The organism is Neisseria sp. HMSC064E01, assembly GCF_001808875.1.
Lineage (GTDB): Bacteria > Pseudomonadota > Gammaproteobacteria > Burkholderiales > Neisseriaceae > Neisseria > Neisseria sicca_A.
The window spans coordinates 1-14,841 of record NZ_KV794884.1 but is presented as its reverse complement, the minus strand read 5'-3'; the positions used below and the strand labels follow the sequence as shown (position 1 = coordinate 14,841).

Genomic DNA, 14,841 nt, shown 5'->3' with positions numbered 1-14,841 from the left:
TTGTCCTGATTTTTGTTAATCCACTATAACACGATGCCTTTGCTTTTTAAATTTTCCAGACATTCGTCCAGATAAGCATCATCGTGTTCGGGGTAAATCGGCGAATCGGCGGCTTCGGTATCGTGTGCGGTATAAGGGGCAACCGCTTTGCCGCGATACAGCGGGTCTTTCCACAGCGGGTCGGGTTTGTAGCCGCGTTTTTCCATTTCTTCCATAATCAGCACGTGATACAGATAGAGTTTGTCAGGCGAATGGGTGAAAACGTAATTCACCGTCGCATGCGGCCTGCCCCAGCCTGCTCCGCGCAGAGCGGCGCATTCGCGGTGTTGCCCCAAAAGTTGGGCGCGGGGGAGTAGCGGGATAAGGGTTTGGTGCCAGAGTCTCATGTTCGGTAGGTTGGAGGTCGTCTGAAAGCGTATTTTGATTTTCAGACGACCTATTGTTTAGTGGAGTGGTTCAAATATCTTGATGACGTTTTGTCGGTCAAGGAGGTGTGCGACGCTGAGTATGGTCAGTCTTTATGTTGTGCCGCCATTCTTGCTTTCTTGGCGGTTGCCTGAATTTTTCTACGGCGTCGCCATGTGCAGTAAAGTAGCGGTACTAAAGTCAGAAGAAGGGTAAAGATGCCGGCTATTAGTCCTGCTTCACATCTGCGTGAGGATGAGTCTAAGATAAAAGACAAGGGTTCTACACGACCTTCAGTTATACGGTAATGACTGGTTCTTTCCTCTGTGAAGAAGGGGTCAGTATAAATGAGTTCGTATTCTTCGGTACTGATGCGTTTTACACTGCAAGTGATTTTCGAATTTACGTAGCAATCATTTTGATCAGGGAGGTACGTACACACTTTATCCTGCTCGGCATTGAACTCATTCCATGGTTTCACTGCACAACTACTGTTGCCGGTTGGGCGAACGGCGATTTGAAACAAGGCGTTTACTTTGCTGCCTTGAGTATAAGTTTCGTGTTCGGGCGGTAAAAAATGAAACACAGCGTTTCCGACTAGAATAGATACGGTCAGTCGCCAAACAAGAAACCAAACGACATTTAGTATTCTCAGTATGATTAGTCGAAATCGATCGGACATTTTTACTATTCTTTCTTTTCAGACGACCTTATTTCATCAAGGCACAGGTCGTCTGAAAGTGTGTTTCGGTTTTCAGACGACCTATGGTTTAGTGGCGTGGCTCGAGTATCTCGATGACGTTTTGCCAGTCCATAAGGCGGGCAAAGTCTAGGGCGGTCAGTCCTTCTTGTGTGGTGGCGGCGGGGTCTGCACCCAATTCGAGCATGGCTTTGACCAGGGGCGCGTTGCCTGCGATGGCTTCGTGATGGAGCGGTGTGTAGCCGTCTTCGTCTTGGTCGTGCAGGTAATCCGGGTTTTGCGCCAGCTGTTGGCGGAAGTCGTCGAGGCAGTTTCGAGCCATCGGATGTTCGTCCAGATTTTCGGGGTGTTCTTTTTCTTCGTAAACCAGCAAGACTTCTTCGGGATCGCCAAAGTCGATTCCCCATGCGGCATCGTGTTCTGCGCGCTCTTGCGGCGTCATTTGGATGCGGACTGCCTGTACGGTGAAACCGCCGTAGGGAATGCCGTTACACAGGAACATCCAATCGCTGATTTCGTCAACCGGAACGCAAACACTCTCGCCTTGTTCTACATTGGTCAGGTCGTTGGGTTCGTTGACCAGCGTGCCGTAAATGTGCAGACCGTCGAAGTAGATGTCGTTTACCCACATGTGTTCGCAAATTTCGCCGTCTTCGCTGTCTTGGAAAAAAGGTACTTTGACCATGGCAAAGTCCAAGGCGGGGATGATGCGGCGGTTTTCCCAATACAGCTCGCGCCAGAAATATTTGAATGTGGAACGTGCCTGTTCGAAGGCGCGGTTCATGAGTTCATTTTCCTGATCGATACCGTAAACAATGGATTCGCTCATGGGATTCTCCTAAGGTCAAGTGGATGCGGGTCGTCTGAACGGGGCTGCCGGTGTGTTTCAGACGACCTGATGCTTTATTGGACTAATATGCTGCCCCAGCCGTCGTAGTCGCCGTTGTTTTCGTGGGCGATATCGATTAACTCCCATGTGTCGTTGTCGATGTCGGTGAGCGGGGCGTTTTTGGAAAGTTGCAGGCGGTAGCTCGGGTGGTCTTCTTCCTGCTCGATGCGGCCGCTGTCGCTGACGGTATAGCCCAATGCGGCGACTTTGGCGGCTGCTGCGTTCAGGTCTGCTTCGGTGTGGAAAAACAGCCAGTGGTCGATGGGGCGGGGCTGTTCGAGGCGGTCGCCGTCTTGTCGGAAACGGCGTAAAACCTGCTCGTTTCGGATGGCTTGCAGTTCGTAGCTGTCGGGATACAGGAATTCCTGATAAAACGACCATTCGGCATCTTCGCTGATTTTGATGTCGCAAACGCGGTCGTTTTGTGTCAGCAGGGTACGGCAGGCTTGGGCGAAAGCCTCGGCGTCGCGGCTGTAAAAATGCCAGTTTGCCGCGCCGTCTGTGGTGACTATGCCTGCGGGGATGTTGTCGTTGCCTGCCAGTCGGTCGATTTGGTCTTCGATGTCGTAAACCGCTTCGCTTTCTTCGGGCGTCGGGAAACCGTGTTCGTTGGTTTGTTCCAATTTCATGCTGACGCGGACATGCTGCGGATACTCTGCCAGCGGCGCGACTTCGATTAAGGCAAGGTTGATGCGTAAGGCGGCGGGCGCGTCGCCAATGCGGCTGAAATAGACGTTCCAGTCTTGGGGGATGGAGAGGTTTTGCATAGGATGGGGTCGTCTGAAAAATAGGGTTTGAATTTTTTCAGACGACCTCTGATGCTTTTTAGAGGTCGTCTGAAACCGGTTAACCATCAAATATTATCGACACTTTGCCCTGTCAGCGCACGTTGGATATTGCGGTTCATGCGTTTGGCGGCAAAGTTGTCGGTGCTGCGGCTGAGTTTGGCGACGGCGGAGCGGATGTCTTCGGCGTTGCCGTCTTTCAGACGACCTTGCAAATCGGCGATGTCTTGCTGGATTTGTGCAAGCTCTTCGGCATCCAGCAAATCGCTATCCAACTCAAGGGCGGCGTTGACGGCGTCGGTTAGGCTTTCGGCTTCGACCACGACTTCGGCGCGGGCGCGTGCCACCATGTCTTCGGCGGCGTTGCTCATGCTGTCTTTGAGCATTTGGGTGATGGTGTCGTCGTCCAAGCCGTAGGAAGGTTTGACTTCGATTTGCGCCTGTACGCCGGTGCTTTGTTCTTGGGCGGAAACGGACAGCAAGCCGTCGGCGTCCACTTGGAAGGTAACGCGGATACGTGCCGCGCCTGCGGTCATGGGCGGAATGCCGCGCAGGGTGAACTTGGCAAGGCTGCGGCAGTCGGAAACGAGTTCGCGCTCGCCTTGTACGACGTGTATCGTCATGGCGGTCTGACCGTCTTTGAAGGTGGTGAAATCCTGCGCGCGCGCGGTGGGGATGGTGGAATTGCGCGGGATGATTTTTTCGGCGAGTCCGCCGTAGGTTTCCAAACCGAGCGACAGGGGGGTAACGTCCAGCAGCAGCCATTCGCCGTCGGTTTTGTTGCCGGCAAGGACGTTCGCCTGTATGGCGGCACCGAGCGCGACAACTTCGTCGGGGTTGAGGTTGTTCAGCGGAGTTTGACCGAAGAAGGTGGCGACCGCTTGTTGGACGTGCAGCATACGGGTTGAGCCGCCGACCATAATCACGCCTTTGATGTCGGCTTTGGTCACGCCCGCGTCTTTCAGTGCCTGTTTTACCGGCTCTATGGTTTTTTGAACCAGATTCTGCGTCAGGTGGTGAAATTCTTGGCGGGTAATGACGGTATGGATTTTGCGGTCGTCTGAAAGCGTGGCTTCGACGACGGCTTCGGTTTGGTTGGTCAGTTGTTCTTTGGCGGCGCGGACAAGGGAAAGCAGAAGCTGGCTGTCGCGCTCGTTGAGTTTGGAAAGGTCGTTTTGCTCAAGCAGGTGGCAGAACAGGCGATGGTCGAAATCGTCGCCGCCCAATGCGCTGTTGCCGCCGGTGGCTTTGACTTCAAACAAGCCTTTAGTCAGTTGCAATACGGATACGTCGAATGTACCGCCGCCCAAGTCGTAAACGACAAATGTGCCTTCTGAGGCGTTGTCCAGCCCGTAGGCAATCGCGGCGGCGGTCGGCTCGTTGAGCAGGCGTAATACGTTCAAGCCCGCCAAACGCGCGGCATCTTTGGTGGCTTGGCGTTGGGCATCGTCGAAATAGGCGGGAACGGTAATGACGGCACCGACCAAATCGCCGCCCAATGTTTCTTCGGCACGCGATTTGAGGGCTTTGAGGATTTCAGACGACACTTCGATAGGCGTTTTGGCACCTTGGCGAGTGTTCAGCTCGACCACGCGCTCGTTGGGTGTGAACCGGTAGGGCAGGTATTGAGCTTCATGCGCGAGGTCGGTCAGCGTGCGGCCAATCAGGCGTTTGGCGGAGCTGACGGTGTTCAGCGGGTCGGTTTTTTGGGCGGAAAGGGCGGTTTTGCCGACTTCGACGGCGTCGCCTTCGCCGTAGCGGACGACGGAGGGCAGGGTGGTGCGCCCGTCAATATCGGTCAGACAAACCGGGCTGCCGCTGCGGACGGTAGCAACCAGGCTGTTGGTCGTACCCAAGTCGATGCCGACGGCGAGACGGTGTTGATGCGGAGCGGCGGACATGCCGGGTTCGGAAATCTGCAAAAGAGCCATGATTGTGTGCCTTTTGATGCTGTATTTATTAGGATAGGGCGGTATTTTAACAGATTTCGGGCGGATAGTTGAGCGGTTTGGTAGGGAATTGACTGTGGTTAGAGGATTTGCATTTTTAGATAAAAACAAAGCCGACCGGATTGCTTTTTCAGGTCGGCTTTGTGTTTAAACATGGGCGCTGTCGATTTCGGCGTACCGTTTTGCTTTTTCTTTCTCGCTTAAGAATGAGGCTTTGAACGAGTTTTTGCACAAGGTGCGGATGTCTGCTTCATTCAAACCCAATGCGTCGGCAAGTTCGATAAAGTTTTGGTTGAGGTAGCCGCCAAAATAGGCGGGGTCGTCTGAATTGACGGTAACCAATACGCCGCGCTCAAGCATACGGCGCAGGTTGTGCCGGGACAGGTCGCCGACGACTTTGAGCTTGAGGTTGCTCAAGGGGCAGACGGTCAGGGGCATTTGTTCGGCAATCAGTCGCTGAATAAGGGTTTCGTCTTCTTCGGAACGCACGCCGTGGTCGATGCGGACGACTTTCAACAAATCCAACGCTTCCCAAACGTATTCAGGCGGGCCTTCTTCGCCGGCGTGGGCGACGGTGGGAAAACCTTGCGCGCGGGCTTGGGCAAAGACGCGCTCGAATTTCGAGGGCGGGTTGCCGAGTTCGCCCGAATCCAGTCCGATGCCGTCGATATGTCGTCTGAAAGGCTGCGCTTGGGCAAGCGTTTCAAACGCGGATTCTTCGCTCAAATGCCGCAGGAAACACATAATCAGCCTGCTGGAAATCCCCCATTTTTCCTGCGCTTCCAGTCGGGCACGGGTAATGCCGTTGATGACGGTTTCAAACGGTACGCCGCGTGCGGTATGGGTTTGCGGGTCGAAGAAGATTTCGGTGTGGACGACGTTGTCCTCGTGGCAGCGGGCGAAATAGGCGGTGGTCAGGTCGTAAAAATCCTGTTCGTGGAGCAAGACTGCCGCCGCTGCGTAGTAAATATCGAGGAAGGATTGCAGATTGTGAAAATCGTAAGCGCGGCGCACGGCTTCCACATCCGCATAGGGAATGGAAACGCCGTTGCGCTCGGCGATGGCGAACATCAATTCCGGCTCGAACGTGCCTTCGATATGGACATGCAATTCGGCTTTAGGCAGGGCGCGGATTAAGGTATGTACGGTCATAGGCAGCACCCGCTCGGTCAATAATGGCGGCGGCGGAAGAAGAACATTCCTTCGCTGTCCACTTCAAGGATGTAGCGGCCGTTTTGAACGGCGGCATAGCCGCTTTTGCCCGCCTGATAGGGTTGCAGGGCGGCATGGGAGAGGAGGTAGCTCGTCAGTTTGCCGCCGTCTTCGGCAATGTTGCCGACCAGTTTGGCAAACAAGGCATGGCATTTGCCGTTTTCAGTCCAGCCTAAAGGCTCGCCTTTGTCGCCGGTTTCCATACATTTGCCGCTGATGACTTCCAAGTCGTTGGGATGGTTGCCGATCAGTTGGATGACGTTTTGTTGGGACAAACCGTTAATCGGATAGCTGATTTGTTTTTTGTCGTCGTTGGTTTTACCTTCGCTGCTTTGTCCTAAATCCAAACCTGCGATAGCGGTGTTGTCGATGTATTTGACTTTAAACACGGGCTTTGGCGCGGCTTCGGCGGCATTTTGGGCGGGCTCGGCTGGGGCTTCGGATTTGCCGCAGGCGGCGAGTAAAAGGGCGGATAAGAGAATTGGAAAGGCTTTCATCGGATATTCCTTGTTCTGAACAGGAAAAGGTCGTCTGAAATATGAGCGGGCTGCTTTTTCAGACGACCTTTTTAGATTTACTTCAATGGACGGATGCCGACGGCGTCGCGTACTTTGTCCAGCAGTTCGCGTGCTTCTTTGCGCGCTTTGGCTGCGCCTGCCTGTAAGATGTCTTCGATTTGCGAAGGATTGGCGGTCAGCTCGTTGTAACGTTCGCGCGGTTCTGCCAGCTCGGCGTTGATTTTGGTGGCCAAGAGTTTTTTGGCCTCGCCCCACGCCAAGCCTTCGGCAAGCATTTGTGTGAACGCTGCGGTTTCAGACGACGTGGAGAAGGCTTTGTAGATTTCAAACAAGGGGCTTTCGTCAGGCTGTTTCGGCTCGCCCGGCTCTTTCATGTTGGTGATGATTTTGTTGACCGATTTTTGGGTTTTCTTGTCGTTTTCCCAAAGCGGAATGGTGTTGCCGTAGGATTTGGACATTTTGCGTCCGTCCAAGCCGACCAAGAGTTCGACGTTTTCGTCGATTTTCACTTCGGGCAGGGTGAAGACTTCTTTGAAGCGGTGGTTGAAGCGTCCGGCGATGTCGCGCGCCATTTCGACGTGTTGGATTTGGTCGCGGCCGACGGGCACTTCGTTGGCGTTGAACATGAGGATGTCGGCAGTCATCAGGATGGGGTAGCTGTACAGACCCATTTCTACGCCGTGGTCGGGGTCTTCCTGGTTGTTTTCAGCGTTTGCTTGCACGGCGGCTTTGTAGGCGTGGGCGCGGTTCATCAGGCCTTTGGCGGTGATGCAGGTCAGAATCCAGTTCAATTCCATCACTTCGGGAATGTCGCTTTGACGGTAGAAGGTGGTGCGCTCGGGGTCGAGTCCGCAGGCAAGCCAAGTGGCGGCAACGGCTTGGGTGGATTGGTGAATCATCTCCGGCTCGTGGCATTTGATGATGCCGTGGTAGTCGGCGAGGAAGAGGAAGGATTCGGTATCGGGGTTTTGCGCAGCGCGGACGGCAGGGCGGATGGCGCCGACGTAGTTGCCTAGATGCGGGATGCCGGTGGTGGTTACGCCTGTGAGGACGCGTTTCTTGCTCATGGGGATATCCTTAATGGCTCAAGGTCGTCTGAAATGGAATAGGGATGGATTATACCTGATTCTGATGCGTTTCAACTTTACGGAAATCGGCGGTTTCAGGCAGGAGTCTCAACACAACGGATGGGTAAAACCGTCAAGTCAGTTGCGTGAAATAATAAAAACGGATGATTTGTTTTTGGCGGAGTTTCAAATATATCCGTTCTGCTGCGCATCGAGGTTGAAACGGAATTTATAAAACCCTACCAGCTGTCGCGCTTCATGCGGTCGAGTTGGCGGCGGTCGCGTTTGGTCGGTCTGCCGTCGGGATACGCCGCGCTGATGCGGCTTGCTTGGTCGAGCTGTTTTTGCGCTTCGCGTTCGGCGGCGGTTTTCATGTCTTCTTCGTAAAGCCGGCGAGCTTCGGGGGCGGGACGGCGTTGGTGGTTGAGTGCCAATACTTTGATTTTGTAAGGCAGTGAATTGAGCGTCAGGTCGATGATGTCGCCCGCGCTGATGTTTTTGCTGTTTTTGACTTTGGTGCCGTTGACCTGAATCCTGCCCAATTCGATATGTTTTTGAGCCAGCGCGCGGGTTTTGAAAAAGCGCGCAGCCCAAAGCCATTTGTCGAGCCGCATCGCCGTATTGTCGTGGTCGTTTTTCATAGCCTGTTTGAAATGATTGAACTGAATGGAAGTTTATCATAAGATACGGCACTTCATTTGTTTAGTGCAGATATACTATATCGTTGTAAAAGGTCGTCTGAAAAGGCATCCGCCCGATTATCTGCCGTTTTGCACGGCATATCCTCAATGAGAAATGCTGCCAAATATGCCTGATTGGCGTATGATAGCGGCAGCGTCCCTACCGAGAGCTTCACCCTATGAAACCAGTTTTTTTGGATTTTGAACAACCCATCGCCGAATTAACCAATAAAATCGAAGAGTTGCGCTTTGTGCAGGGCGAATCCGCCGTCGATATTTCCGATGAAATCGCCAGATTGCAGAAGAAAAGCAACGACTTGACCAAATCGATTTTCAACAAGCTGACGCCCGCTCAGATTTCGCAGGTTTCACGCCATCCCCAACGTCCTTACACCTTAGATTACATTCAAGCCATTTTCACCGATTTCGAAGAGTTGCACGGCGACCGCCATTATTCAGACGACCATGCTATCGTCGGCGGTTTGGCGCGCTTCAACGGACAAAGCGTGATGGTTATCGGCCATCAAAAAGGCCGCGATACCAAAGAAAAAATCCGCCGCAATTTCGGTATGCCGCGTCCCGAAGGCTACCGCAAAGCATTGCGCCTGATGCAGACCGCCGAAAAATTCAATATTCCTGTGATGACTTTTGTCGATACGCCGGGTGCGTATCCGGGCATCGGCGCGGAAGAGCGCGGTCAGTCCGAAGCCATCGGACGCAACCTGTACGAATTGACCCGCCTGCGTGTGCCGGTTTTGTGTACCATTATCGGCGAGGGTGGTTCCGGTGGCGCGCTGGCGATTGCGGTCGGCGATTACGTCAATATGCTGCAATATTCGACTTACTCGGTTATTTCTCCGGAAGGCTGCGCGTCTATTCTGTGGAAAACCGCCGAAAAAGCGGCAGATGCCGCGCAAGCCTTGGGTATTACCGCCAAACGGCTGCAAGAGTTGGATTTGATTGATATCGTGATCAGCGAACCTTTGGGCGGTGCGCACCGTGATTTTGAAACGACCATGAAAAACGTCAAAACGGTGTTGGAAACCCAGTTGCACGAAGCGCAAAATATGCCGATGGCGGACTTGCTGTCGCGCCGTTTCGACCGGATTATGGCTTACGGCAAGTTTACGGATAAGTAAACAATTGATGTGTAGAAAAGCAGGCAGAAGCCCCCCTGCCTGCTTTTTCATTTCTAAGAACTTGCCTTGCTGACACAATATAGATTACGCCATATGAACCCGACGTCGTCTGAAAACCTTCCGCCTCAATGCCGCAGTTTGTTGGAAACCCTGCGTCTTTCGGCGCGTTCGCTTCCGGATGGTTGCATGGTAACGGTTGGACTAAGCGGCGGTTTGGATTCGGTGGTGTTGCTGCATATGCTGGTGTGTTTGCGGGAAGAGCTTGGATTGGACGTACACGCGTTGCATGTTCATCACGGATTGAGCCGCAATGCAGATGAATGGTTGTCGTTTTGCACACGCTTATGCCAAGAATGGAATGTGCCGTTCAGAAGCGTAAAAGTTGAAGTCAAAAAAGACGGGTCGGGGATAGAAGCAGCCGCACGAAAAGCGCGTTATCAGGCGTTTTCAGACGACCCCTCCAGTGTTATCGCGTTGGCGCACCATCAGGATGACCAAATTGAAACATTCATGCTCGCGGCGGTTCGCGGCGGTGGTATCAAAGCACTTGCCGCCATGCCGCAATGGCGCAAATTGAACGAGGAAACGCAAATTTGGCGGCCGCTGCTGACGTTTTCCCGAAAAGAATTGGAAAACTACGCCGCTGCCTGCAACCTGCCGAATATCGAAGACGAAAGTAACGCCGATACAGCCTTTTTAAGGAATTGGATGCGTTACGAGGCGTTGCCGGTTTGGCGGGAGCGCATTCCGAATTTTGACCGTCATGTTTGTGCAAACATCCGTTCTTTGCAAACCGATTTGGCAATTTTGGACGAAGTTGTCGATGCGGATTATCAAACGGTTTGCGAGAGCGGACGCTTCCAAGTCAGCCGTTGGCAGACATTCAGCGAGGCACGCCGCAGCCGGATTCTTTGGCGGTTTTTTAAGGAGAATGGGATTGTGGAAAGTTCTCCGAGAAAGCTGGCGGATTTCGCGCGGATACTGTTGGAAGCGGAAACTGCACAATGGCAGTTCGGCGAAACATCGGTATGTTTATACCGGGATTTTTTATTTATATTAAAACAAAGCCAGTTTGCAGACGCAGATTGGATAAAGGGAAAAGAAGTCAGAGGTCGTCTGAAAGATATCTTGCAAGAAAACGGCTTTTTTCTGGTGCCACACCGCAACGGATTGCCGGAATCGGTCTTGGAAGAAGAAGGAATCATTCGGACGGCGGGCAGCGATGATATGATGAATGTAGGGTTTTCGTTTAAAAATGTTAAGAAAGTGTTGCAAGAAAACCATATCGTACCGTTCGTTAGAAAATGCTGGCCAATTATCACAAATACTGACGGAAACTGCATTGCTATTGTTAACCTTACGGTAAGCCACGATTTTCAAGGGTTTGACGGCTTTTTACCGGTTTATGGAAAATTTTTGAGATATAAATGGAACTAAATACGGCGGAAGCTGTCTTTAACTGGCACAGCACGCTTTACTACTTTATAGCTTATAATGCAGTTATTACAAAAGGTAAGATATGAATGATCGCCAGATTGATCAGGCCTTGGTAGAGCGCGCACAGAAGGGCGAACAAAAAGCATTCGAGATGCTGATGTCCAAATATCAGCGTCGGCTCATCCGATTGATTTCCCGTTTTGTCAAAGACGAACACGAAGTCAACGATGTGGCGCAAGAGGCAATGATTAGGGCTTATCGGGCCTTGCCGAATTTCCGAGGCGAGAGCGCTTTTTATACTTGGTTGTATCGGATTGCCATCAATACCGCCAAGAACTTCTTAGTAACATCAGGAAAGCAGCCGTTCGTCAGTGCAGAGGCTGCTAATGAAGACGGGGATATTCTGGATTTATCGGATCAGATTGCGGATTACCATACGCCGGAAGCTGAAATGATCAATCGGGAAATCCTCCAAACAGTCGAATCAACGATTTCGCATTTGCCCGAAGACTTACGCAAAGCCATTACCTTGAGGGAAATGGACGGTTTGTCTTACGAGGAAATAGCCAAAATTATGGATTGTCCGATAGGAACGGTTCGCTCCCGTATTTTCAGGGCGCGGGAAGTAATAGCAAAAGATTTGAGGCCGTTGTTGGAAACCTCTGAAAATCAAAGGTGGTAATAAAAATGGTAACAACTATGGATACAACAAGAGAATATGTTTCCATGCTGATGGATGGAAACCAAGTAAGCGAAGAGATGCTTGACCGTCTGTTATCCGACGATGCTGCTGCCGAAGCGTGGTACGAGTACCATCTGTTGGGCGATTGCCTGCGTTACAAAGCAGGCACGGGACGTGATGCCGATTTCATGCAAAGCGCGGCATTTACCGCTACGCTTGCTGAAATCAGCGAAGAACACAAGCAACGTCATGAAGCCGAAGTTGCCGCTGCGATGCCTGCTAAGGAAGCGCAAGCTGCGAACAACTCTTTCTTCAAAACTTTCGCCGTTGCCGCCAGCGTGGCTGCGGTTGCCGTCGCTGTATGGCAATTCGGTCCGCAAGTGAAGGGCGACTCGGCAGGTATGGTTGCGGAAAAAGCCGTTGAAACCAAAAACCAGCAGGAAAATATCGTACCCGTAGCCGCCAATCCGGTAGCTAAAAATGCTTCAGACGCTGTGGTAATGCCTGAATCTGCAAAGAATGATAAAGGTGTGAGTCAGACTACGGTTCGAACCGAAATGCAGGTTCAACAGGACTCCGTCGTTCATTAAACTGCATATAGAGACAGATTTCCATCAAGTAGAGAAATCCCTTCCCGAATTGTTCGGGCAGGGATTTTATTTTTGATTGTATGCGTCAAGAGGTCGTCTGAAAAAGCGGTTTGAACAAAGTCGGACGGTATCGTGCGGCTGCCTTTCTGTATCCTTTTTATTTGAATCCGCTATATAATGCGCCACATGAAATCAATTACCTCCGCGCAAAACGAGCAGCTCAAGCATTTGTCCAAGCTGCTTTCACAATCTAAAGTACGCCGGGAATATGGGCAAACCGTGTTGGAAGGCGTGCATCTTTTGCAAGTCTATTTAGAGGCGGGGTACACGCCCAAACAAGTGTATTTACCCGAAAGTAAAAACACGCATCCTGAAATCCGAAATTTAATCAGCAGTTTGGATGAAGATTGTATTACTTGGGTCGGAAACGAAGCCTTGTCTAAAATCACCAGTTTGAACGATGCTGACGATGTGATGACTTGGATAGAGATTCCGCTGCAAGGGGATTTGCCTTTAAGCGGCGATTGCGTGGTGTTGGACAGGCTGCAAGACCCGGGCAATGTCGGTACGGTTTTACGCAGCGCAGCAGCTTCGGGCGTCAAGCAGATTGTGTTGGGTAATGACTGCGTTGATATTTGGTCGCCTAAGGTATTGCGGGCGGGTATGGGAGCGCATTTTCTGTTGAACATATACAGCCGCGTTTTCCTACTGCAGTGGCTGGATACTTATCAGGACAAAATATGGGCAACCGCTTTGGACGGGCGCAACCCTTCCGATTTGTACCAACTGGATTTAAACGCCCCTTGCGCTTGGGTTTTTGGCAATGAAGGCAGCGGCGTGAGTCGGGAAATTTTGGAAAAAGTTGACGGCAGTGTCAGAATCCCGATGCTGGGACAGACCGAATCGTTAAACGTCGCCATGGCGGCAACCGTATGCCTTTTCGAGCAAATGCGCCAACGCATCGCCTAAACCGTTTTCAGACGACCCCTCGGATAACAAACATATCATTTAAAAATAAGGAAAAAACATGCAATTGCAAGCATTTGATGAAGCATCGCGCTTACGCCTGATGGAGCTGCTCGATGCCAAATCGGAACACCACAACACCATGCGCTGCGATGAGGTGCAGGCGTTTATGATGGCTTTGTTGAGCGGTCCGGATGCGTTGAATCCGAATGACTGGCTGCCTGAAGTTTTGGGCGACGAATCGTTGTTTGATGCCAAAGAGCGTACTGAAATCGAGCGTTTGGTCATCGGTTTGGCAGCGGATTTGCGTATCAAACTCAGTAAAAAAATGCTGCCCGATTTGTGGTTATACGAAGATGCCGCCTCCAATCCCGATATTTATACTTGGTGTAATGCTTATCTCTATGCTTTGGATATCGTTCCGACCGATTGGTTTGAAGCGGTTGATCAGGAAGAATTTGAAGATTTGTTCTATCCGATTATGGCTTTGGGCGGGATTTACGATGAAGAACGAAACGGTGAAGTCATCCTGCACCTGACCGAAAAAGAGCTGGCACAACTCGAATCCGAGCTCCCGCATGTGTTGCTGGATATTTACTGGTACTGGCAGGCGATCATCAACAAACCGCAAACCGTACGCCGTGAAGGCGATAAAACCGGACGCAACGATCCTTGTCCTTGCGGTAGCGGTAAGAAATACAAAGCCTGTTGTAACAAATAAGCGTTCAAAAACCAAAGGTCGTCTGAATTTCAGACGACCTTTGGTTTTGAAGGGATGGCTTAGAAAAACGAACCCAGCCACACAAATAGGACAGTCAGCGCAATGGTCAGCGCGCAGCCGATTTTGGCAACCGTGCCGATAATAAAGCCGATAAACGTACCGATGCCGACTTTGCCTGCCTGCCAAGTGTCTTTACGGGCAATAAATTCGCCGATGGCAGCGCCAATCAAAGGGCCTAACAATAAGCCGGGAATGGCGAAGAATGCGCCCACGATACCGCCGATAAACGCTCCCCAGATGGCTGTTTTACTTGCCCCCGTATATTTCGCCCCCAGCGCGCCTGCAACATAATCCATTGCCGTGCCGATAATGGCGACAACGGCAAGGAAAATGAGTGTGCCGGAACCGAAAATCTGATAATCGCCGGCATAGCCCAACAGCCATGCGCCGGCAAACATCAAGCCCAGTCCGGGCAAGGCAGGGTAAATCGTGCCAAAAATGCCGACCACTATGGCAATCAGACCGAGGATAATCAGGAGAGTAGTCATCGCTTTCTTTCAAATGTGGAGTGGTGTAACGGCAGTATTATGGGGATGTTTCGGCTGATTTCGATAAGGATGGATGCAAGAAAATGAAAATTTATAGTGGATTAACTTCAAACCAGTACGGCGTTGCCTCGCCTTAAGCTCAAAGAGAACGATTCTCTAAGGTGCTGAAGCACCCAAGTGAATGGTTCCGTACTATCTGGATTTTGGGGAATTTTGCAAAGGTCTCTATCTGTACTATCTGCGGCTTCGTCGCCTTGTCCTGATTTAAATTTAATCCACTATAAATTTGAGTTGGAATAATATTTTCCGATTGAAATCAGGGTGTTTTGTTTGAATGCGCAGTCAAGCGGTAACCATTGCATTCGGTAATTTGCGCTAAATTTGGTCTGGCGTAGATGGGGCAGGGAAGGTCGGTTTTTACGATGATCAGCTGATGCTCCAATCGCTCTGTTTCTTGCCTTTCTTCATCAGGCAAGGGAAGAAACAAGATTGCCATCAAAGTCAAAAGGTCGTCTGAAAACTGAACTGGCCCCAAAATCTTGGACACTCATAA

16 protein-coding genes are annotated in these 14,841 nt (G+C 51.4%); 6 read left to right on the top strand and 10 right to left on the bottom strand.

Features of this window, described 5'->3' with window-relative positions:
• Positions 1-23: 23 nt before the first annotated feature.
• The 9 genes from HMPREF2572_RS01495 to HMPREF2572_RS01450 all read right to left on the bottom strand — a co-directional run bounded on the left by HMPREF2572_RS01495 (position 24) and on the right by HMPREF2572_RS01450 (position 8,166).
• Positions 24-386: a TIGR02328 family protein gene (locus tag HMPREF2572_RS01495; protein ID WP_070495771.1), complete on the bottom strand. Its 363-nt coding sequence runs from the start codon at positions 384-386 to the stop codon at positions 24-26.
• Positions 387-511: 125 nt separating this feature from the next.
• Positions 512-991 (bottom strand): hypothetical protein, encoded by a 480-nt coding sequence (locus HMPREF2572_RS12970; protein ID WP_246827734.1) that lies wholly within the window; start codon positions 989-991, stop codon positions 512-514.
• A gap of 184 nt (positions 992-1,175) precedes the next feature.
• Positions 1,176-1,934 carry a DUF2314 domain-containing protein gene (locus HMPREF2572_RS01485; protein WP_070495767.1) on the bottom strand — a complete coding sequence of 253 codons (759 nt, stop codon included), beginning with the start codon at positions 1,932-1,934 and terminating at the stop codon, positions 1,176-1,178.
• Positions 1,935-2,008: 74 nt separating this feature from the next.
• Positions 2,009-2,848 (bottom strand): DUF695 domain-containing protein, encoded by an 840-nt coding sequence (locus tag HMPREF2572_RS01480; protein ID WP_246827733.1) that lies wholly within the window; start codon positions 2,846-2,848, stop codon positions 2,009-2,011.
• On the bottom strand, positions 2,848-4,710 hold the full coding sequence (gene hscA / locus HMPREF2572_RS01475; RefSeq protein WP_070495763.1) for a Fe-S protein assembly chaperone HscA: 1,863 nt from the start codon (positions 4,708-4,710) through the stop codon (positions 2,848-2,850). The genes HMPREF2572_RS01480 and hscA overlap by 1 nt, the downstream gene beginning before the upstream one ends.
• 165 nt (positions 4,711-4,875) lie before the next feature.
• Positions 4,876-5,880 carry an adenosine deaminase gene (locus tag HMPREF2572_RS01470; RefSeq protein ID WP_070495761.1) on the bottom strand — a complete coding sequence of 335 codons (1,005 nt, stop codon included), beginning with the start codon at positions 5,878-5,880 and terminating at the stop codon, positions 4,876-4,878.
• A gap of 17 nt (positions 5,881-5,897) precedes the next feature.
• Positions 5,898-6,437, bottom strand: coding sequence for a hypothetical protein (locus tag HMPREF2572_RS01465; RefSeq protein ID WP_070495758.1), 540 nt, complete (start codon positions 6,435-6,437; stop codon positions 5,898-5,900).
• A gap of 77 nt (positions 6,438-6,514) precedes the next feature.
• Complete coding sequence (trpS, locus tag HMPREF2572_RS01460; protein ID WP_049228135.1) at positions 6,515-7,525, bottom strand: tryptophan--tRNA ligase; 1,011 nt, start codon at positions 7,523-7,525, stop codon at positions 6,515-6,517.
• Between the two features lie 239 nt (positions 7,526-7,764).
• Positions 7,765-8,166 carry an RNA-binding S4 domain-containing protein gene (locus HMPREF2572_RS01450; protein WP_070495754.1) on the bottom strand — a complete coding sequence of 134 codons (402 nt, stop codon included), beginning with the start codon at positions 8,164-8,166 and terminating at the stop codon, positions 7,765-7,767.
• Positions 8,167-8,384: 218 nt separating this feature from the next.
• Between HMPREF2572_RS01450 and HMPREF2572_RS01445 the strand changes: the two genes are divergently transcribed.
• From HMPREF2572_RS01445 to HMPREF2572_RS01420, 6 genes are all read left to right on the top strand, one after another.
• On the top strand, positions 8,385-9,344 hold the full coding sequence (locus HMPREF2572_RS01445) for an acetyl-CoA carboxylase carboxyltransferase subunit alpha (protein ID WP_070495751.1): 960 nt from the start codon (positions 8,385-8,387) through the stop codon (positions 9,342-9,344).
• Between the two features lie 66 nt (positions 9,345-9,410).
• Complete coding sequence (gene tilS, locus HMPREF2572_RS01440; protein WP_246827732.1) at positions 9,411-10,781, top strand: tRNA lysidine(34) synthetase TilS; 1,371 nt, start codon at positions 9,411-9,413, stop codon at positions 10,779-10,781.
• An 82-nt stretch (positions 10,782-10,863) separates the two neighbouring features.
• Positions 10,864-11,463 carry an RNA polymerase sigma factor RpoE gene (gene rpoE / locus HMPREF2572_RS01435; protein ID WP_049229611.1) on the top strand — a complete coding sequence of 200 codons (600 nt, stop codon included), beginning with the start codon at positions 10,864-10,866 and terminating at the stop codon, positions 11,461-11,463.
• 17 nt (positions 11,464-11,480) lie between these two features.
• Positions 11,481-12,053 (top strand): sigma-E factor negative regulatory protein, encoded by a 573-nt coding sequence (locus HMPREF2572_RS01430; RefSeq protein WP_246827731.1) that lies wholly within the window; start codon positions 11,481-11,483, stop codon positions 12,051-12,053.
• A 186-nt stretch (positions 12,054-12,239) separates the two neighbouring features.
• On the top strand, positions 12,240-13,022 hold the full coding sequence (locus HMPREF2572_RS01425) for a TrmH family RNA methyltransferase (RefSeq protein WP_070495797.1): 783 nt from the start codon (positions 12,240-12,242) through the stop codon (positions 13,020-13,022).
• 58 nt (positions 13,023-13,080) lie between these two features.
• Positions 13,081-13,740, top strand: a complete 660-nt coding sequence (locus HMPREF2572_RS01420; RefSeq protein WP_070495735.1) for a YecA family protein — start codon at positions 13,081-13,083, stop codon at positions 13,738-13,740.
• Positions 13,741-13,799: 59 nt separating this feature from the next.
• Here the strand turns inward: HMPREF2572_RS01420 and HMPREF2572_RS01415 are convergent, their stop codons facing one another.
• Positions 13,800-14,288 carry a DUF456 domain-containing protein gene (locus HMPREF2572_RS01415; protein ID WP_070495733.1) on the bottom strand — a complete coding sequence of 163 codons (489 nt, stop codon included), beginning with the start codon at positions 14,286-14,288 and terminating at the stop codon, positions 13,800-13,802.
• Positions 14,289-14,841: the final 553 nt, after the last annotated feature.

Coding starts and splice junctions, on each gene's coding strand:
- HMPREF2572_RS01425 (WP_070495797.1), top strand. CDS start 12,240: ATGAAATCAATTACCTCCGCGCAAAACGAGCAGCTCAAGCATTTGTCC.
- HMPREF2572_RS01495 (WP_070495771.1), bottom strand. CDS start 386: ATGAGACTCTGGCACCAAACCCTTATCCCGCTACTCCCCCGCGCCCAA.
- HMPREF2572_RS01480 (WP_246827733.1), bottom strand. CDS start 2,848: ATGGTTAACCGGTTTCAGACGACCTCTAAAAAGCATCAGAGGTCGTCT.
- HMPREF2572_RS01415 (WP_070495733.1), bottom strand. CDS start 14,288: ATGACTACTCTCCTGATTATCCTCGGTCTGATTGCCATAGTGGTCGGC.
- HMPREF2572_RS01445 (WP_070495751.1), top strand. CDS start 8,385: ATGAAACCAGTTTTTTTGGATTTTGAACAACCCATCGCCGAATTAACC.
- hscA (WP_070495763.1), bottom strand. CDS start 4,710: ATGGCTCTTTTGCAGATTTCCGAACCCGGCATGTCCGCCGCTCCGCAT.
- HMPREF2572_RS01465 (WP_070495758.1), bottom strand. CDS start 6,437: ATGAAAGCCTTTCCAATTCTCTTATCCGCCCTTTTACTCGCCGCCTGC.
- HMPREF2572_RS01430 (WP_246827731.1), top strand. CDS start 11,481: ATGGATACAACAAGAGAATATGTTTCCATGCTGATGGATGGAAACCAA.
- trpS (WP_049228135.1), bottom strand. CDS start 7,525: ATGAGCAAGAAACGCGTCCTCACAGGCGTAACCACCACCGGCATCCCG.
- rpoE (WP_049229611.1), top strand. CDS start 10,864: ATGAATGATCGCCAGATTGATCAGGCCTTGGTAGAGCGCGCACAGAAG.
- HMPREF2572_RS01470 (WP_070495761.1), bottom strand. CDS start 5,880: ATGACCGTACATACCTTAATCCGCGCCCTGCCTAAAGCCGAATTGCAT.
- HMPREF2572_RS01420 (WP_070495735.1), top strand. CDS start 13,081: ATGCAATTGCAAGCATTTGATGAAGCATCGCGCTTACGCCTGATGGAG.
- HMPREF2572_RS01450 (WP_070495754.1), bottom strand. CDS start 8,166: ATGAAAAACGACCACGACAATACGGCGATGCGGCTCGACAAATGGCTT.
- HMPREF2572_RS01485 (WP_070495767.1), bottom strand. CDS start 1,934: ATGAGCGAATCCATTGTTTACGGTATCGATCAGGAAAATGAACTCATG.